We start from the raw sequence: 16,954 nt of genomic DNA, 5'->3' as shown, positions 1-16,954 counted from the left end.
CCCGAGTACGTGTTCCTGGCCGCGGCCAAGGTGGGGGGCATCCACGCCAACGACACCTACCCTGCGGACTTTTTGGCCGACAACTTGGCCATCCAGTCGAGCGTCATCCAGGCGGCGCACGCCGCCCACGTGACGAAGCTGCTCTTCCTGGGCTCGAGCTGCATCTACCCCAAGCTCGCCCCTCAGCCCATCAAGGAGGAGTACCTCCTCACCGGCCCGCTCGAGCCGACCAACGAGTGGTATGCGATCGCCAAGATCGCGGGCATCAAGCTGTGCCAGGCCATGAACAAGCAGCATGGCAGCCGCTTCATCTCGGCCATGCCGACCAACCTCTACGGGCCGAACGACAACTTCGACCTTTTGACCTCGCACGTCCTGCCCGCGATGATCCGCAAGTTCCACGAGGCGAAGGTGAACGGCACCCCGGTAACCCTGTGGGGCTCGGGCACGCCCCGGCGCGAGTTTTTGCACGTGGACGACCTGGCGGATGCCTGCGTGTTCCTGATGAACCACCACGAGGGGGATGCCCCCATCAACGTGGGCACCGGCACGGACGTGACCATCCGTGAACTCGCGGCGCTGATCGCCAAGGTGGTCGGCTTCGAGGGCGAGGTCGTCTGGGATGCGTCGAAGCCCGACGGAACCCCGCGCAAGCTGCTGGATGTCGGCCGCCTGGCCGAGCTCGGCTGGGCCGCCTCGATCCCGCTCGAAGCAGGCTTGAAATCCACCTACGACGCCTTCCGCAGCACGATGGCGCAGCCGAGCCATGGCTGACGCGAGGGACAGCTCCCGGATGACCAGCAACCCCCTTCACCTGGCCAAGCAAGGGTTGAGAGATCTCAACCGGCGCTACCTGGACGGCTGGGCGGCAAAGTCCTATTCGCAGGAAGGTGAGGACATGATCCTCCGTCGCTTCTTTGCGGACAGGCGATCCGGCTTCTACGTGGACGTGGGCGCGCATCACCCGAAGCGCTTCTCGAACACCTACTACTTCTACAAGCGGGGCTGGTCGGGGATCAACATCGACGCCATGCCAGGCTCCATGCGACCGTTCGAGCAGCTTCGCCCGCGCGACATCAACCTGGAAGCGGCGATCGCGCGAGAGCCGAAGGACCTGACCTTCTACATCTTCAACGAGCCGGCCCTGAATTCGCTCGACGAGGCCCTGGCGCGCTCGCGCGAGTCCGAGGCGTTCCGGATCGTCGCCGAGCAAAAGCTGCGCACGCGGCCGCTGGCCGAGCTACTCGCCGAGCACGTCCCTCCCGGCAAGACCATCGACTTCCTCTCGGTCGATGTGGAAGGCTACGATCTCGAGGTGCTGCAGTCCAATGACTGGCGGCGCTTCCGCCCGACCTTCATCCTGATCGAGTGCCTCGGCCTGAACCTGCACGCCATGAGCGATCAAGAGACGGTTCGTTTTCTCACCGATCAGGGTTACGAGATGGTCGCAAAAACGCTCAATACCGTGTTTTTCAGAGCGCTCGAGCCCGCCCCCGACACCCATCCGAGGAAAGAAGCATGAAGCGACTGATCAAATCCATCCTGCGCATGGGCTTCGTCGGAGGCCCGCTGCTCGCGCTCATCAAGGGCATGAACCAGGGCACGCGCGCCGCCGCGTCCCTCACCCACCAGCTTCAGCTGATCATGGAGTGGCAGGTCCTGCCCAACCCGGAATGGTTCGACCACAACATCGATCTCTACAACCAGTGGCGGAAGACCCGCACCCCCCTCATCATGGAGCGAGGCTGCTACAACCTCCTCGCCATCAAAAAAGGGGGGACGTTGCTCGAGCTGTGCTGCGGCGACGGCTTCATCTCGCACTATTTCTACTCGCACAAGGTCGCGCACATGATCGCGGTGGACTTCGACCCGGCCGCCGTCAGGCACGCGAGCATCCACCATGCCGGGCCGAACATCTCGTTCCAGCTCGCGGACATCCGCCAGTCCCTGCCGGAAGGCGAGTTCGACAACGTGGTCTGGGATGCGGCCATCGCGCACTTCACGCCGGAAGAGACGAGCGCCATCCTCCGCAACATCCGGTCCCGCCTGAAGCCCGGCGGCATCCTGAGCGGATCCACCATCGTCAAGCGAGAGGACGGCAAGAAGAGCCTTCACCAGCACGAGTACGAGTTCAAGTCCCGGGAAGACCTGGTGGGCGTGCTTTCCCCCCACTTCGAGAACGTCTGCGTCTTCGAGACCCTGCATGAAGGCCGGCGCAACCTGTACTTCTACGCATCGGACGGCATTCTCCCGCTGGAGAGCGGCTGGCCGTCGATGACCCGAGCGAGCGAGCTAAGCAAGCAGGGGGCCTAGCCCCCCTGCCCCCAGCCTAGCGATAGACCAGGCAATGCCCGCCCAGCACCCGCTTGGCCAGCTCTGTCTGGGCCAGGACGGCTCTGGCCATGGCGCGAACCGGGTGGACCGTGCTGTCGCTCAAGCGATGGCCCTGCCCGACCGTGGTCTGGCCGGACACCTGGGCAAACTCGACATCCAGTTCCCGCAGCGCGTCGAGGTACGGCGCATAGATCGCCCTGCGCACGGCCGAGGTCGGTCGCGCGCCGTACGGCGAGAGATTCGGGTCGAAGAGCCACGGCTTGAGCTTCTTCAGGCCGTGGAAGTGGTAGAAGACGAGCGGGTGGTCACCCACGCGCACCTCACCGTCCTGAACCGTCACGGCCTGGCCCGCCAGGTTCCAGGGCGCCAGGTTGACCCCCGGATGCTGGATCTCGGCGACGCCTTGGAACAGGACGGGGAACTGGTCCAGGTACTTCTGGTTGGCGTAGCGGTCCCCGTCCAGCACGTCGAAACACCACTCGATCGAGCGCTCGCGCCACCAGTCCAGGCAGGCGCGGCCCCGGGCATCGTTTCGGAAGACCGCGAAGCCTGCATTGTACTTGCCGTGGTTCGCCAGGTGCTCGTACCCCGCCGGGAAGCGGTGGGGGGTGATGGCGACGGAGAAGTCGCCGAGCCCCTCGAACATGAGCGCCGGGTTCGCGTAGAAGTAGAGATCGGCGTCCAGGTACGTGAGCAGATCGATGCTCGGATCCCTCTCGAAGAGGTGCCGGAAGATCGTGGCCGTGCAGGTGAAGTAGTACTCCACCCGCGATCGCTCCTGCTTGGCCTTGGCAAGCCTCGGATCGTCCCCCTCGAAGTCCGCCTCGGTGATGAGCCTGACCTCGGGCAGCGCAAGGCCGGTGTAGAAGTCGTGGCATGCCTGGTCGTAGCAGACGATCCACAGGGTGAACTCGGGGCAGTGGCGCTTAAGGCTCCGGTAGAGCGCCATCCCGCGCAGCAGGTAGTAGGAATCGAAGAAGGTGAAGAAGTGCTGCATGCGGCCTCTTAGCCCCTCAGGTTCTTGCGGACGGCGGCGATCACGTCGGCCACGTCCTCGTCGGTGAGCTTGGGCGTGAGCGGGATGCTCACGGTCTGGCGACCGATGCGCATGGCGTTGGGGGTGTCCTCGGGGCGCCAGCCGAACGTCTCCTGGTAATAGGGGTGCTCCGGCACGCTCAGGTAGTGCACGCCGACCCCGATGTTGTCGGCCGTCATCGCATCGAGGAACGCATCCCGCGAAATCTCCGCGCGCGCCTCGTCGATGAGCAAGGTGAACAGGTGGTAGCCGTGGCGGGTGCCCTCCTCGGGCGCCGGCGGCAGGGTGACGGGCAGATCGGCGAAGGCAGCCATGTACCGCTGCCAGATCTCCTCGCGACGGCGCCAGTAGGCCTCGACGCGCTTGAGCTGGTGAATGCCGATCGCCGCCTGCAGATCCATCATGTTGTACTTGAAGCCGCACTCGACCACCTGGTAGTGCTTGTAGCCCTCGTCGCTGAAGCGCTTCCAGGCATCCTTGGACATGCCGTGCAGCGCGAGCGTCTTCAGGCGCGCGGCGGCCTCGTCGCTCTCCGTGAGGATCATCCCGCCCTCGCCGGTCACGATGTTCTTGGTCACGTAGAAGCTGAAGCAGCCGAAATCCCCGAAGGTACCGACAGGGCGACCGCGGTACTCGGTCTCGATGGCGTGGGCGCAGTCCTCGATCACCTTCAGGCCGTGGCGCCGGGCGATGGCCATGATCGCGTCCATGTCGCACGGCCGGCCGGCGAAGTGGACGGGGACGACGGCCTTGGTGCGCGGCGTGATCTTCTCCTCCAGGCGCGCAGGGTCGAGGTTCATGGTCTCGTCCACGTCCGCGAGCACGGGCGTGCCCCCGGCGTGAATGATCGCGTTCACGGTGGCGCAGAAGGTCAAGGGCGTGGTGATGACCTCATCGCCCGGCCCGATCCCCGCCGCCAGGATGCTCAGGTGAAGTCCGGCGGTGCAGGAGTTGACGGCGACGGCGTGCGAGGCGCCGCGGTAGGCCTTGAAATCATCCTGAAAGGTCGCGACCTTGGGCCCCGTGCCCAGCCAGCCGCTTTTCATGGAAGCGACCACCTCGGCGATCTCGGCGTCCTCGATGGGGGGCGCGCCAAAGACCAGGAACTTATCTTTCGGGCGAATCGGGGTCTGGGTCATCGGTTCCCTTCTTTCGTTCTCGGGGGCTAGTGGCGCACGGCGCCTTGGATGATTTCGTCCAGCCGGGCCATCCGGTGGCTGACCGTGTGCGCTTGCAGGGTCCTGACCTGTCCGCGCCTCGCGATCTCATCGCGCTCGCGAGGATGATCCATCAGCCATTTCACCTTCTCGATGCACTCCTCGGCGGATCGGTAGGTGACCACCTCCGCATCCGGCTCGAACAGGTCGTGAAGGTTGTCCTTCCAGTCCGTCACCAGGCATGCGCCGATCCCGGTGGCCTCGAAGAGGCGCATGTTGCTCGCGGAGTTGCTGGAAATATCGATGTGGGAGTTGAAGGTCGCCTTCGAGCGCAGCAGCGTGCGATACATCTCGAGTCCGAAGACCGGCGGGCGCATGAAGGGCTTGAGGCCTCGGTGTACCGGGTATTCCGGAGCCTGGGCCCAGCTGGCGGCGCGCCCGACCTTCGGCAACCTCGCGAGCGATTCGGCCGGGATACCCAGCTGCTTGCCGGCATCCATCGCCCGGAAGAGGGTGCGCTTGGCGAAGGTCGTGAGATCGTCGCGCCAGGAGCTCTGGGCCGACGGCGCGAAAATCTGCAGCGGAACGGCGTCCTTCAAGCCGAGCAGGATGGCTTCGCGCTGCTGGTGGAAGCGATTCGCACGCACGATGCTGCCGATGAAGGAGAAGGCGATATCCTGCTGGGTGGGCTCGCCTAGCCGAGCGAGGATGCGCGGATCGAAGGCGTGGTTGAGGTGCTCGCTCACGTGCCCGAGCGTGCGAAAATGCGTCACGAGCTCTGGGATGCAGGAGAGCACGATGTCGTAGGCATTGAACACCTTCGCGTCGGGATACGGCGCGCCGCACCAGCCCAGGGTGAGGCGGATCGAAGGAACGGCCTCCTTGAGCTCCGTGAGCCAGTCGTACGAGAAGGTCACGTAGTCGTCCGCGACCAGGACGTCCGGCTGAAACCGCCTGACCTGCTCGCGCGCGAGCGCAAGCGGGTCAGGACCTTGCGCGACCCCGTTCTCCGCCGCCCAGGCGGCTTGCAGGTGGACGTTGTTGACCTGGAGCTCGACGGCGTCGTAACCCAGCTCGCCGAGGCCGTGGGGCCAGAAGTCCGTCAGGCCGAAGGCGTCGTGCGCCAGCGCATCCTTCTGGGCCTGGTAGGAGGCGCCGACCAGCTCGGGCCGCGCCGCATAGAACCGTCGAAGGTAGGCCGGGTAGGGGGTCGTCAGTTTCAGCAGCCGCATATCATTACCGGATCGCTCGCACGGGACGGGGCTTGCGCACGGCAGGCGGCCGCATCAATCGGAACGAAGCGTCGTGCGCCTGGAGCCTCCTCATTCTACCCCAGGCCTCGCGGATGTTCACGCGCGCGACGCGGCTCAGCCGGCACCGGGCACGGTCAGGTCCTCGTGGCGCTCGAGATCGATCACGTGATCCACCCGGCCCACGATCCAGGGATCGTGGGTCACGAAGATCACGATCCGATCCCGCGCGTGGGACAGGATGTTCTCCACCACGGCGTGGCACGTCCCCTGATCCAGGGCGCTCGTGCACTCATCCAGGATCAGCACGTCCGAGCGGCGCAAGAGCGCCCGGGCGATCCCGATGCGCTGGCGCTGGCCCCCCGACAGGTTGCTTCCCTGGTAGTTCAGCTGCGACTGATAGCCCCGGGGCAGGGCCATGATCTCCGCGTCGATGCAGGCGAGGCGACACGCCTCCTCGACCTGAGCGGGCTCCGCCTCGAAGCCCAGCTTGACGTTGTTGAGCACGCTGTCGTTGAAGATCGTCGTCTGCTGCCCGAGCAGGACCACCCTCGCGCGCAGGCTCTCGGTCTGCAGGGCATGGATCGAGCAGTCGTCGAAGCGAATATCCCCCTCGCTCAGGGTGTAGAACTTCAGCAGCAGATCCAGGAGGGTCGATTTTCCGCTCCCTGAAGGCCCGACGATGGCGTAGGAATGGCCGTGCTCGAAGCTCAGGTTGAGCTGCTGAAGAACGTTCGGCCCCTCGCCGTACCCGAAGGACACGTCCGTCAAGCGAACCGCCTCGACCTTGCGATCGAGCACCCGTTGCGCCTGCGGCAAGGCGTCGCCGGCGCGATCGATGAGAGCGGTGACGTTCTTGCCGATCCTGGCGTCCGCCAGGATGCTCAGAAACACGTTCAGGCACTGACCCACCACGGGAAAGAAGCGGATCAGGAAAAACAGCATGGTGACCCAGAACGCGAAATCAAGGCCGTCCTGAAAGGCGGCGGGATTCCCGATGGAGAAGGCGAGCAGCACGAGCAGCAGGATGACCACCGGCGCCGTCCGCGACACATGGGTCAGAAAATCACTCAGGAACAGGGTCCTGGTGTAACGAAAGATCTGTTGCCGGTAGGTCCCCGTCACGTAGCCCTCGGCCGAGAAGGCCTTGACCGCGCGCAAGCCGTTCAAGGCATCGAGGAAGAACGAGTTCACCGCCCGCGATTCGTCGACCTTCCGGGCACCGAGCGCCTGCGACTTGCGGAAGATGCCCAGCATGCTCACGAACGTCACCAGCAGGAAGGCCACGACGGCAGCGCCGGTCATGGGCGAATGGTAGGCGATCGCCGCAAAGTAGAACAGGGCGAGCAGAAGAAGGCTCAGGAACGTGCTCAGGGTGACGATGACGGTGCTGGCCCGGAACGCCTCGTCGCCCGCAAGGCTGATGAAGGTGCCGATGCTCTTGGACTCGATCTCCTCGATGCTGTAGTCCTTGACGAAGGTGCTGAAGGCCTGCGACGAGAGCTGCGCGTGGAGACGCTTCGCCAGGTAGGCGGCAAGGCCCTGGCTCACCAGCTGCGTGAGCAGGCGCAGCATGAAAAGAAACGCAAAAAGCTGAACGAAGACGCGGATGCCCGGCGTCAGGCCCAGGAAAGCGAGCGCCCGCACCGTCAGATCGCTGGCAGGCAAGGGCTTCCCCCCGGCAAAGCTCGCCAGGGGAAAGAGGCTGTTCATGGCCAGCAGCTCGACGAAAACCGACAGGACCGACAGGAAAACCACCAGGTAAAACAGCCGGTTGTGGCGAAAGGCGAACCTTATCAGGCTGGACAGGTAGGTCAGCTGGCTCACCGCTGCCCCACCTTCTCGAAGGCGACGCTTCTCAGGCATGCGCTGAGCGCACGTCCTTCCTGCACCGGGGGACGATCCCCATAGAGCGCCCGGTACAAGCGCCCGAGCTCGGCCTTCAGGGCACGCGTCTCATCCTCCAGCGACGCTTGCGGCAACGGAGGCGGCGCGCCGATCGAGAGCGGCGAATCCGCATCCTCGCGCAGGACCGCGTCGAGGACCTCGGCCGCCTTGAGGCGCCTTGAGCGCCGGCGACAATCGGTGCGCATCCGGGTGGAAGGCGCAAAGCGGCTTTCCAGGCTGTGCCGGATCCGGCGCAGAAGGTTCTTCGACGGCCGCTCCGAGAAGGAAAAGCTGTCGGCGATGTTGACGGTCGCGGCACCGAACTCCAGGAAGTACCAGCGATAGGCCTTCCTCACGTTCTCGAGGCTCCAGCCGTCCTGCAGCGCCTGCTCGATCTGCCGGAAGTACTCCTCCTGGGTGGTGCCGACGTAGTTGAGATCGGCCGGGTAAAGAACGAGATCCGGCGAGTAGATCACCACGGGACGGCCGAGCAGGGCCATCTCCTTGCCCACGCTCGACCAGGCGCTCAGAAACACGTCGGTGTGCTCGGCGAGATCGTAGAGCGACAGCTGATCGGTCGGCCAATTCACCTTGACGTTGCCCGGCAGGTCCACCAGCTCGCGCTCGAGCAGACTCGCATGCTCGGACTTCACGCCCTCGCGCTTGTTCGGGAACTCGCGCGGATGCACGCGAATGACCAGGGCCAGGTCTGGACGCTGCTTCGCAAAAGCGATCAGCTGCTTGATCCAGTCCAGCTGCCTTGGGAATACCAGCGCGTAGTCGGAAGGCAAGGCGCCCACCGTCTCGCCGGCAAATCGTTCGTCATAGCTGCTCATGGTCGCCACCAGAAGCTTCTGATCCGCGCGTACGCCAAAATAGTCCCGCACATCCACCGCGGCCCGCTGCGCGGGGGCCGAGTAGGCGAAGGCGTTTCGCCCCTCGAACAGGGTCAGGAAGTGCTCGGTCACGTACGCGAGGGCGCTCGCCGGCAGGGGTACGTCGCGGAAGGCATCCCAGCGCCTGATCACCGACTTCATGAAATGGAAGGTGCTGCTGCGGCCGAACATGAGGGTCTGCAGCCGATCCGAGAGATTCCCTCCCGCATGGAGGAAGAATTCCGGGATCCCTCGGGACTTCGCCAGCTCGACGAACACCCGGTTGACCGAGTACAGGGAGTTGTAAACGATCACCTTGTCCGGCCGCTCCTCGTCGAGGATGCGGCTTCCCGCGAAGAGGGCGTACAGTGCATTCCGGAGCATGCCGAGGTACTGTTCCCACTCGGAGGGCGAGAAGTTCAGGTCGAGCTTCTTGTGCTCGAGCAGGAGCTCGTACAAGGCCAGGCGACCGATCTCGAGTCCGGCCACCCGCAACTCCAGGAAATCATCCTGTCGCACCTCCGCGACGATCCGCTCCGCCTCGCGCACCTCGGCCGGTGATAGCTTCTGACTGAGGTCGCATCCCCTGAAGCCGAAGCTGGTCTTGATCACGTCCGCGGACGCGCGACACTGCTTGCAAATCCGCTGCTTTTCGGTGGAATCCGCCGTCGCCTTCAGGCCGTGCGCGCGCATCGCGACGCAGTAGCCTTGGAGCTGCTCGCCGCAGGTCACGTAGAAGACATCGTGTCCTGCCTGCTCGAAGGCCTCCGCGACCAGGGCCTCCGGAAAGGCGTGGCGCCAGATCGCCGAATGAGGTGCAAAAGAAACGATCTTCGCCATGACCTCTCCATCCTGTGCTTTCCTGCCGCTGTTCGCTCGAATGCAAAAGGCCACCGAGGCGCGCACGAAGCAAGGCGTTCATTCAGGCATACGGCAAGCATGCCCCGACGCGATCGCGCACGGCCGGCGAGCTGAAATCCATCGACGTTATCAATGATGATATGACCCATCGCCAGAGCTTCTCGCAGCGATATAGAAGTACCATCGCACCATGCCGTGGTCAAGTCAGCACTTGCCTCTCGCCCTCGACAGAGGCCTTCCCTTCAATAACCACCGAAACATGACCCGCCTGCGATCGGGGCCTGGGCGCCACACGGCAAACCTGCTAGAATCTCGGTGCCTTGGCGTCCTGAAAGGTTGGCACTCTCGCGTGATCAGTTCCGAATTAAAGGGCAAGCTGTCCAGAGCCCCGGGTACTCTATTCCTGCTTGGCGTCAAGCGACTCTTCCAGTTCTGGCAGCGGCTCGGAATTCATGTCGTTCCCAATCACTTCTACGAGCCGATTCCCGACACCCGCCGTCTGCCGGCTTCCCTCTGGAAGTCTCCCTCGGCCTGTGTCGGCGTCAACTTCAACGAAGCGACTCAGCTGGAGCTCTTGCAGCGGTTCCGGGACGATTACCGTCCGGAGTACGCGACCCTGCCTGCGGCCAAGACGGAAATCCCCCACCAGTATTACTCGAACAACCCATCCTTCAAGGCAGTGGACGGCGAGATCCTCTACAGCATGGTCCGCCACTTCAAGCCCAGCCGCATCTTCGAGATCGGCTCGGGAAACAGCACCTATCTTTCGGCGCAAGCGCTGCTCAAGAACCGGGAATCCGCGGGCACCTCGTGCGAGCTCGTCGCCTTCGAGCCCTATCCCAACGAGGTGCTGAGGGCGGGTTTCCCGGGACTTGGCGCCCTGGTGCCCAAGCAAGTGCAGGAGATTCCCTGGGAGGAGTTCGCCAAGCTCGGCGAAAACGACATCCTCTTCATCGACTCATCGCATGTCCTGAAAATTGGCAGCGACGTTCAGTACGAGCTGCTGGAACTGCTCCCTCGCCTGAAACCGGGAGTCGTCATCCACCTGCACGACATCTTCCTCCCGGCGGAATACCCGCATGAATGGGTCAACAAGCGCCACATCTTCTGGACCGAGCAGTATATCCTGCAGGCCTTTCTCGCCTTCAACGACAGCTTCGAGGTGCTTTGGGGCGGAAGCTACATGCACCTGCGGCACAGCGACAAGCTGAAGGAAGCATTCCCCGTCTATGATCCGGAAAAAAACTGGCCGGGAAGCTTCTGGATCCGGAAAATCAAGTAACCACGGCGCCTCCACAGCGTCCTTCATGGTCATGGGCGCACCCTAGCTGATAGAATCAGGAACAGCCCTCTATCGAAAGGACCCTCACCCATGAAGCACACCATCGAAGTGACCCACGAGCAACTCATCATCCTCCGCGACCTCCTCGGCGAGCGCCTCGAGGACATCGAAGAGGAGATCGTCTACTACACCGAGCACCCCGAGGCCCTCAAGGAAGAAGCCGAAGGCGAGGAGCTGAGCATCGAGGACTACGAGGAGTATCGCGACGAGGTCCAGACCCTGCTCGACTGCCTGCCCGAGGTCGAGGGATAAGATGCAGACCGTGCTCCCCCAGGAAAAGTCGAGCTTCGTCGGGACCCTCGGAGCGATCCTCAAGGTCCTCGAGGTCAGCGCCCAGACCCTCTGGGACGCCAATCGCGGGCGCCTCACCCCCGAGGTCGTCGATGCGCGCGCCAGACACATGGGGGAGCACATCCTCGGCCTTTCCCGCGCCCAGATCACCGTCGAAGGCCTCGACCGGCTGGACCCCGACCAGGCCTACCTCTACATGTCCAATCACGAGAGCCTGATGGACATCCCCCTCATCTTCGCGACCGCCCCGCGCGCCCCGCGCATGGTCGCCAAGGCCGAGCTGTTCAAGGTGCCCATCTGGGGCCCCGCCCTCAAGGTCGCGGGCTTCATCCCCGTCGACCGCAAGAACCGCAGCCAGGCGCTCGCGAGCCTCAAGGAAGGCGGCGCCCAGATGACCGAGGGAACCAACGTCTGGATCGCCCCCGAGGGCACCCGCAGCCGGGATGGCTCGCTCTTACCCTTCAAGAAGGGCGGCTTCATGCTCGCCCTGCAGACCGGCGCCAAGATCGTGCCGGTCGGCATCGTGGGCGCCCGGGACATCATCCGCCCCAAGAGCTTCAAGGCCTACCTCGACCAGAAGGTCACCGTCCGGTACGGCGACCCGATCGACGCCGCCAGCTATGGCCTCGAGCGGCGCAACGAGCTGATGGCCGACGTTCGGAATGAAATCGAGCGCCTGAGACGCCCCTAGCCTCGAAACCCGGCAAGAGGCACCCCGCGGTCCGTCCCCTCTAGCGAAGCGCCGAGGGGGCCGGACGGGCGCTCATGTAATGCTTGAGGGCCTCCTGCCAGGGCAGGTGGGAAGGAAGGCCGGCGAGCCTCAGCGCCAGGTTGTCCATCACCGAGTAAGCCGGCCGGGGCGCCGGGCGCGCGCTCTCCTGGGTCGACTGCGGGAGCACGGGCGTCTGCAGCCCGGCCTGAGCGACGATCTCGGCGGCGAAGTCGAACCAGGTGCAGGCGCCTTCGCCGCTCGCATGGTAGGTTCCGTACCGCCCGGTCTCCAGCAACCGGCACATGGTACGGGCCAGCTCGACGGTGGGCGTGGGAGTGCCCCACTGGTCATTAACGACCCTGAGCTCGGGACGCTCGCTCGCCGCCTTGATGATCGTCTCGACGAAGTTCTTGCCCCCATGGCCGTAGAGCCAGGACGTGCGGACGATGTAGTGCCTGGGGCAGAGGCGCTCCACGTGGATCTCGCCTGCGCGCTTGCTGCGCCCGTAGACGCCCTGGGGGTTGGGGGTGTCGTACTCGTCGTAGGCGCTGCCCCTGGCGCCGTCGAAGACGTAGTCGGTGCTCACGTACATGAGGGGGATGTCGGCTTCCTGGCAGGCAAGCGCGAGATTCCAGCTGCCCAGCGCGTTGATGCGGTAGGCGCCGTCCACGTCGCTCTCCGCGCCGTCCACGTTGGTGAAGGCCGCGCAGTTGATGAGCGCGTCCGGCCGAACGGCAGCGAAGACCTCGCGCACCTGGGCGAGGTCGGTGATGTCCATGCTGACGAAGTCGGGATCATCCGAGGCCAGGACGCCGCTCGAGACGGCGAGGTGGCCGGCGAGGCGAAGGGCCGGGATCAGGTCGTGCCCCAGCATGCCGTTTGCGCCCGCAACCAGAACCTTCATTGTCGTACCTTCCTTCTTCGCTAGGGGAGGGCGCGGATCGAGAGGCTGGGGCCCTGGGTCCGCACGACCATGGCGTGTCCGGGGCCGGCGATGTAGTAGTCCACCCCGCTGCGCTGGCTGATGTCCGCGATGGGGATGTGACTCGAGAAGACCGCGGAGACCTTGTTCTCCCTGAACAGGGCCTGCAGGGCGCGGATCTCCTGGCGATCGTACATGGCGGCGTTCTTGCCCCTGCGTGGGTCCACCATGGGCCAGTGCATGAAGACGAAGACGCGCCGCGCGTCCTCGGCCCGGTAGGCCTTGAGCCGCGCGGCGGCCCAGGCGCGCTGGGCGCCCGAGAACTTGGCATCCTCGGCGTTGTCGAGAACGAGGAAGCGATCGCGCCCGATGGCGAACTCGCGCCGGACCTCGCCGGTGCGGGCCACGTAGTCCTGCTTGCGATCGCGGTTGCCCGGCACCACGTAGGTCGGGAAGGGCAGCTGCGACAGGGCGCTCAGGGTCTTGTCGAGGGGCTTGAGGGCGTTGCCGAGGTGGAGGCCGAAGTCCACGCCGCCCGCGCGCCTGGCGAGTTCGAGTGCCGCGATCTCGCCCCCCGAGACCACGAAGGAGTAGTCGTCCTTGAGGTTGGGGTCCAGCTTCCAGCGCGCCTCGCTGTTGCCCGCGACGAGCAGGCGGCTGGAGAGGGTGGTGCCCTCCCGGCTGGGGGCGTCCGCGACCCCTTCGGGCGAGACGAGGAAGGCGCCCTTGGGCACGTTGCGCCAGCGCACGGTGGCCCGCAGGAAGCCGCCCGCGGGATTGCGCACCGAGACCTCGGTCTGCGGCGAGTTGGCCCAGATGCCGATCTCTTGATCGCTGGTGCCGCGCTGCGCCCCGTCACGCACCGAGACCTGGGGCCTGGGCGCGGCGAGGGCCGGCGACGTCCATGCTACCAGGGGAGCGATGAGACCGGTGCAGAGCAGGGTACAAACCAGGCGGGGAGAACGTCCCCTCGGCCGACGAATGGACGGCATCTGAGGCCTCGAAATAGGGTGGGAAGTGCGACGCGTCCATCATACCACGCCTTCGAGTCAGCAACCGCCCGCTCTGTTGCCCATGGTAGAATATGGGTTTGCCAAGCGCCAGCACTCAAGGGACCTCCCTCGCGCGGCGAGGGAAATCAAGGAGCCGCCCGTGTCTAAGCTCAGCATTGCCATCGTCTGGCACATGCACCAACCGCTCTACAAGGACCGCCTGACCGGTCAGTACCTGATGCCCTGGGTGCGCTTGCATGCCGTCAAGGATTACCTGGACATGGCGCAGATCCTGGATCAGTACCCGGCGCTGCACCAGAACTTCAACCTCGTGCCCTCCTTGCTGGAGCAGCTGATCGATTACGGCCACCACGGCGCCATGGACCGGGCGCTCGAGCTGACCCTGATGCCGGTGCGCGAGTTCTGCCTCGACGACAAGTGCTACGTCTTCGAGCGCTTCTTCGACCTCAACTGGGATCGCATGCTCGTCCAGCACCCGCGCTACCACGAGCTCGCCCTCAAGCGCAACGCGCTGCTCGCCAAGCTCCCCCTCGAGAAGGCCGTCCGTCAGTTCGACGCGCAGGAGTGGGCGGACCTCACGGTCTGGTTCAACCTGGCATGGTTCGATCCCCTCTGGCAGCAGACCGACCCGGACCTTCAGGCCCTGATCCAGCGGGGGCGAAACTTCACCCAGGGCGATCGCGAGCTGGTCATCAGCAAGCAGCGCGAGCTGATCCGCCGCATCATCCCCACCTACAAGCGCCTGGTCGAGGCCGGCCAGGTCGAGCTCACGACGACGCCTTACTACCATCCCATCCTGCCGCTGCTGGTCGACACCGAGTCGGCGCGGGTGGCGCGCCCTGGCCTGAGCCTGCCGGGGGCGCGCTTCCAGTACCCCCAGGACGCGCAGGCGCAGGTTCGCAAGGGCCTCGACTTCTTCAAGCGTCACTTCGGCTATCGCCCCGCCGGCATGTGGCCGTCGGAGCAGTCGGTCAGCCCCGAGGTCGTGCCGCTGCTCGCGGCCGAGGGCGTGACGTGGATGATCAGCGACGAGGGCGTGCTCGCGCGCACGCTCGACAAGAAGATGGTGCGCGACGCGCACGGCCAGCTGCTGGATCCTCACGCCCTCTACCAGCCCTACTGGGTGGAGATCGAGGGCAAGAAGGTCGCCATGGTCTTCCGCGACATCGTGCTCTCGGACCTCATCGGCTTCTCGTACAGCAAGGTGAGCGGCGTCCAGGCGGCCAACGACCTGATCGGCCGCCTCAAGGGCATCCAGGAGCGCGTCGGCGACGCGCCGCACCTGGTGACCATCGCCCTGGACGGCGAGAACTGCTGGGAGCACTACGCCCAGGACGGGGCCGAGTTCCTGCGCAGCTTCTACCAGCAGGTCTCGGACGACCCCTCGCTCGAGATGGTGACGGTCGGGGAGTACCTCGCGGCGAACCCGCCGCGCGAGACCCTGACTCATCTGTTCAGCGGCTCGTGGATCTACTCGGACTTCACGACCTGGATCGGCGATCCGACCAAGAACCGCGCCTGGGAGCTCCTGACCAGGGCGCGCGAGGCGCTCGCATCCAAGGAGGGTCGAGGCATCGCGGGCTGGGCGCAGGCGCGCGAGGAGATTTACATCGCCCAGGGCAGCGACTGGTACTGGTGGTTCGGCGAAGGCCACAACTCGGGCCAGGACGAGCTCTTCGACTACCAGTTCCGGCTTCACCTCCAGAACGTGTATCGCCTGCTCGAGATGCCGCTCCCCGAAGCGCTGGAGTACCCGCTCAACAAGCCGCTGCCCAAGCTGCCCTCGCTCCCCTATCTGCCGGTTGATCCGCGTCTCGACGGCACGCTCCATTCCGAGAGCGACTGGGAGGGCTCGGGGGTGTACGACCCGCATGCGGTTCAGGGGGCGATGCACGCCGCTGCGAGCGGCATCCGCCTGGTCCGCTACGGTCACAACGAGCGCGAGTTGCTCCTGCGAGTCGAGTTCGCGGACTCCTTCGAGCCGTCGGCTGACGAGGCGCTTGCGATCTACATCTGCTACCCGGGCCAGCCGCGCATCAACTCGCCCATGAACTTCGCGCCCGGAAGCGCCACGGGCGCGACGAAGGGGTACCAGTTCGCCCACGAGATCCGGTACGCATGGGGGGAGCCGACGGCGACCATCTCGTTCGCCGGTGACTCCCATCGCTGGATCCCCATCGACCTCGGCGCCCATGCGGCCTACAAGGGGGCTCTCGACCTCGCGATCCCCTTCCGGGTGCTGTCGGTGGTGCCGAAGCAGGAGATCTGGGTGGTCGCCGCGCTCGGCCGGGACGGCAGGCTGGAGCAGGTCGCGCCGCAAGAGCAGCCCCTCTCGCTGAAGCTTCCTGCACGTCTGGCGACGTTCCGGGCGCTCACGCCGCAGAGCATCTGAAATGGTCAGGCATCGCCGCCTCTGGTACCGCCGCAGGCGCCCTGAGGTGGCGATTTCCCTGGAAGCTCTTGCCGGCTTGCCGGGGAGGGCCGTTCGCGGCTATAATGGGCGCACTGCCTCCGTAGTTCAGTTGGATAGAACGTCTCCGTCCTAAGGAGAATGTCGGGAGTTCGAGTCTCTCCGGGGGCGCTAGGAATGAAGCGGGTTTCGGCTACTGTGCCGGGCCCGCTTTTCCATTTCTGCGAAACTCCTGCGAAACAACTCAGCCGATCTGACCACGCCTCCGAGGACGCCCTGCGAAGAGAGCAAGCATTTGCTACCTTTGCAGATGTATCGCGGCTACCGTCCGTCGATAAGGAGGAGACGATGGCGGGAAACATCACGAAACGGGGCGAGAGTCGCTGGCAGATCAAGGTATTCCTCGGGCGCGACCCAGAGACTGGCAAGCAGAAGTTTCACAACAAAACGATCCATGGGGCCAAGAAGGACGCTCAGGTGTACCTCAACAAGGTGCTCCGAGAGCGCGACCTCGGAACGTGGGTGGAACCCTCGACCTTGCCCTTCACAACATTTCTCGATCGCTGGCTTGCCGAGGCCGATGGGATCATGCGCCTCAAGGCCCTTGCTCGGGATGAAGGAGTGAATCCGAGCGATCTCCTTCGGCGCCTCCTCGAGGATGGCATGGACCGCCTCGAGGCCAAGAAGCGCATTCAGGTCGACCCCCAGGAAGCCTCGATCACCCTCGGTCAGATTGTCGATCTTCTGGATCGCTCGGGAGTCGCCGACCGCATCCTGCATCGGAACACCGGAACCTAACGACTTCGATTGAACTTGAAAAACGGAAGGCCCCTTACTACCTGCCGCGGTAGTAAGGGGCCTTCT

General features: G+C 64.9%; 15 protein-coding genes and 1 tRNA gene. 9 read left to right on the top strand and 7 right to left on the bottom strand.

Annotated elements, in window-relative coordinates; translation table 11 throughout:
• The 3 genes from V6D00_13020 to V6D00_13010 all read left to right on the top strand — a co-directional run.
• On the top strand, window positions 1-774 hold a 774-nt coding region (locus V6D00_13020), incomplete at its 5' end, for a GDP-L-fucose synthase (GenBank protein HEY9900095.1).
• Window positions 775-793: 19 nt separating this feature from the next.
• The gene (locus V6D00_13015; GenBank protein ID HEY9900094.1) at window positions 794-1,522 is read left to right on the top strand and encodes an FkbM family methyltransferase; all 729 of its coding nucleotides are present in this window, start codon (window positions 794-796) and stop codon (window positions 1,520-1,522) included.
• Window positions 1,519-2,313: a class I SAM-dependent methyltransferase gene (locus V6D00_13010; GenBank protein ID HEY9900093.1), complete on the top strand. Its 795-nt coding sequence runs from the start codon at window positions 1,519-1,521 to the stop codon at window positions 2,311-2,313. The genes V6D00_13015 and V6D00_13010 overlap by 4 nt, the downstream gene beginning before the upstream one ends.
• Before the next feature lie 16 nt (window positions 2,314-2,329).
• On the opposite strand, the gene V6D00_13005 is transcribed toward V6D00_13010, so the two are convergent.
• From V6D00_13005 to V6D00_12985, 5 genes are all read right to left on the bottom strand, one after another.
• Window positions 2,330-3,331 carry a hypothetical protein gene (locus tag V6D00_13005; protein HEY9900092.1) on the bottom strand — a complete coding sequence of 334 codons (1,002 nt, stop codon included), beginning with the start codon at window positions 3,329-3,331 and terminating at the stop codon, window positions 2,330-2,332.
• An 8-nt stretch (window positions 3,332-3,339) separates the two neighbouring features.
• Entirely contained in the window at window positions 3,340-4,509 is a 1,170-nt protein-coding gene (locus tag V6D00_13000) for a DegT/DnrJ/EryC1/StrS family aminotransferase (GenBank protein HEY9900091.1), read from the bottom strand.
• Between the two features lie 26 nt (window positions 4,510-4,535).
• A complete protein-coding gene (locus V6D00_12995) occupies window positions 4,536-5,759 on the bottom strand; it encodes a glycosyltransferase (protein ID HEY9900090.1) in 1,224 nt (407 codons plus the stop codon).
• 135 nt (window positions 5,760-5,894) lie between these two features.
• Window positions 5,895-7,604, bottom strand: coding sequence for an ABC transporter ATP-binding protein (locus V6D00_12990; GenBank protein ID HEY9900089.1), 1,710 nt, complete (start codon window positions 7,602-7,604; stop codon window positions 5,895-5,897).
• A complete protein-coding gene (locus tag V6D00_12985; GenBank protein ID HEY9900088.1) occupies window positions 7,601-9,379 on the bottom strand; it encodes a hypothetical protein in 1,779 nt (592 codons plus the stop codon). Before V6D00_12985 ends, V6D00_12990 begins: the two co-directional genes overlap by 4 nt.
• Window positions 9,380-9,749: 370 nt before the next feature.
• Here V6D00_12985 and V6D00_12980 point away from each other — a divergent pair, with 370 nt between their 5' ends.
• The 3 genes from V6D00_12980 (at window position 9,750) to V6D00_12970 (ending at window position 11,724) form a co-directional block, all read left to right on the top strand.
• Window positions 9,750-10,682: a class I SAM-dependent methyltransferase gene (locus V6D00_12980; GenBank protein HEY9900087.1), complete on the top strand. Its 933-nt coding sequence runs from the start codon at window positions 9,750-9,752 to the stop codon at window positions 10,680-10,682.
• A 90-nt stretch (window positions 10,683-10,772) separates the two neighbouring features.
• The gene (locus V6D00_12975; GenBank protein ID HEY9900086.1) at window positions 10,773-10,994 is read left to right on the top strand and encodes a hypothetical protein; all 222 of its coding nucleotides are present in this window, start codon (window positions 10,773-10,775) and stop codon (window positions 10,992-10,994) included.
• A gap of 1 nt (window position 10,995) precedes the next feature.
• Window positions 10,996-11,724 carry a lysophospholipid acyltransferase family protein gene (locus tag V6D00_12970; GenBank protein ID HEY9900085.1) on the top strand — a complete coding sequence of 243 codons (729 nt, stop codon included), beginning with the start codon at window positions 10,996-10,998 and terminating at the stop codon, window positions 11,722-11,724.
• A gap of 40 nt (window positions 11,725-11,764) precedes the next feature.
• On the opposite strand, the gene rfbD is transcribed toward V6D00_12970, so the two are convergent.
• Both rfbD and V6D00_12960 read right to left on the bottom strand, forming a co-directional pair.
• Complete coding sequence (rfbD, locus tag V6D00_12965; GenBank protein ID HEY9900084.1) at window positions 11,765-12,649, bottom strand: dTDP-4-dehydrorhamnose reductase; 885 nt, start codon at window positions 12,647-12,649, stop codon at window positions 11,765-11,767.
• A gap of 20 nt (window positions 12,650-12,669) precedes the next feature.
• A complete protein-coding gene (locus V6D00_12960) occupies window positions 12,670-13,659 on the bottom strand; it encodes a hypothetical protein (GenBank protein HEY9900083.1) in 990 nt (329 codons plus the stop codon).
• Window positions 13,660-13,819: 160 nt separating this feature from the next.
• Between V6D00_12960 and V6D00_12955 the strand changes: the two genes are divergently transcribed.
• The 3 genes from V6D00_12955 to V6D00_12945 all read left to right on the top strand — a co-directional run bounded on the left by V6D00_12955 (window position 13,820) and on the right by V6D00_12945 (window position 16,888).
• Window positions 13,820-16,072, top strand: a complete 2,253-nt coding sequence (locus tag V6D00_12955; protein HEY9900082.1) for a glycoside hydrolase family 57 protein — start codon at window positions 13,820-13,822, stop codon at window positions 16,070-16,072.
• Between the two features lie 115 nt (window positions 16,073-16,187).
• Window positions 16,188-16,261 (top strand) — tRNA-Arg (locus V6D00_12950).
• A gap of 177 nt (window positions 16,262-16,438) precedes the next feature.
• The gene (locus V6D00_12945; GenBank protein ID HEY9900081.1) at window positions 16,439-16,888 is read left to right on the top strand and encodes a hypothetical protein; all 450 of its coding nucleotides are present in this window, start codon (window positions 16,439-16,441) and stop codon (window positions 16,886-16,888) included.
• The last annotated feature ends 66 nt before the right edge of the window (window positions 16,889-16,954 follow it).

Source organism: Pantanalinema sp., from assembly GCA_036704125.1.
In the GTDB taxonomy this organism is placed as follows: Bacteria; Cyanobacteriota; Sericytochromatia; order S15B-MN24; family UBA4093; genus JAGIBK01.
The sequence above is the reverse complement of the archived record's forward strand: the minus strand, read 5'-3'. Positions and strand labels throughout refer to the sequence as shown.